Here is a 1,392-nt window from a genome sequence, read left to right as displayed (position 1 = left end):
CGCCGCGCCGTGCGGGTCGCCGTACGCGTCGGCCACGGCCACCAGTTCCACGCCCTCGGTTTCGCGGAGCACCCGGGCGTGGTGGCGGCCCATCATGCCCAGGCCGATCAGCCCGGCGCGCAGCACGTTCTTGCCGTTCCCCGCCATGCTCACGCCCCTGCCTTCGCGAGGGCGTTGACCGCCGTGGCGATCCGGTCCAGGTCCTCGGCGTCGAGGGAGGGATGCACCGGCAGCGAGAGCACCTCGGCGGCCGCGGCCTCGGTCACCGGCAGGTCCGCGGCGACGTTAAAGGAGGGCAGCCGGTGGTTCGGGATCGGGTAGTAGACCCCGGACCCGATGTTGTATTCGTCCTTCAGCGCCGCGGCGAACCGGTCGCGCTCCCCCGCGCCGATCCGCACGGTGTACTGGTGGTACACGTGGACCGCCCCGGCTGCCACCTTCGGCGTGCCCACGCCGTCCAGGTTCGCGTCCAGGAACGCGGCGTTGGCTTGGCGCCGTTCGGTCCAGCCGAGGACCTTGCCCAGCTGCACACGGCCGATCGCGGCGTGCAGGTTGGTCATCCGGGCGTTGAAGCCGACCAGTTCGTTTTCGTATTGGCGTTCCATGCCCTGGTTGCGCAGCAGCTGCAGCCGGCGCGCTAGGTCGTCGCTGCCGGTGGACACCATGCCGCCCTCGCCGGAGGTCATGTTCTTGGTCGGGTACAGGCTGAACATCGCGAACTCGCCGAACGTGCCCACCGGCCGGCCGCGCAGCGACGCGCCGTGGGCCTGGGCGGCGTCCTCGAAGAGCAGCAGCGACTTCTCCGCGGCGAGCCTGCCGAGCCCGTCCATGTCGGCCGGGTGGCCGTACAGGTGCACCGGCATGACGGCCTTGGTCCGCGGCGTAATGGCTGCGGCGACCGCGTCCGGGTCCAGGCAGTAATGCTCCGGCTCGATGTCGGCGAACACCGGGGTGGCGCCGGTCAGGGCCACCGAGTTCGCGGTGGCCGCGAAGGTAAAGGACGGGACGATGACCTCGTCGCCCGGGCCGATGCCGGCGGCCAGCAGGCCCAGGTGCAGGCCGGAGGTCCCGGAATTGACCGCCACGGCGTGCCGGCCGTCCAGCAGCAACTGCGAGAACTCCCGCTCGAAGGCGGCGACCTCCGAGCCCTGGGCGAGCATCCCGGAGGCCAGCACGGCGTCCACCGCGGCCCGTTCCTCGTCCCCGATGATGGGCTTGGCCGCCGGTATGAAGTCCTTGCTCACAGCTGTTCTCCTCCGGTTTCGTCCGAAACTTCGTGCAACACGCCCTCGTCCTCCCGGTACCGGGCGCCGGTCGCCGGGCACTCCCACCCGGATGGGTCCGCCGGGTCCTGGACCAGCCGCTGTCCGGCCCGGCCCACCCAGCCGATCC

The 1,392-nt window shown here is 71.5% G+C and carries 1 protein-coding gene; it reads right to left on the bottom strand.

Going from position 1 to position 1,392, the window contains the following annotated elements; all coding sequences use genetic code 11:
- Nucleotides 1–149: 149 nt before the first annotated feature.
- Nucleotides 150–1,244 (bottom strand): DegT/DnrJ/EryC1/StrS family aminotransferase, encoded by a 1,095-nt coding sequence (locus AC5RUJ_RS16375; protein ID WP_494128501.1) that lies wholly within the window; start codon nucleotides 1,242–1,244, stop codon nucleotides 150–152.
- Nucleotides 1,245–1,392 lie beyond the last annotated feature (148 nt).

It is taken from the genome of Arthrobacter sp. Y3223164 (assembly GCF_059091005.1).
This window is presented reverse-complemented; position numbering and strand designations above follow the sequence as displayed.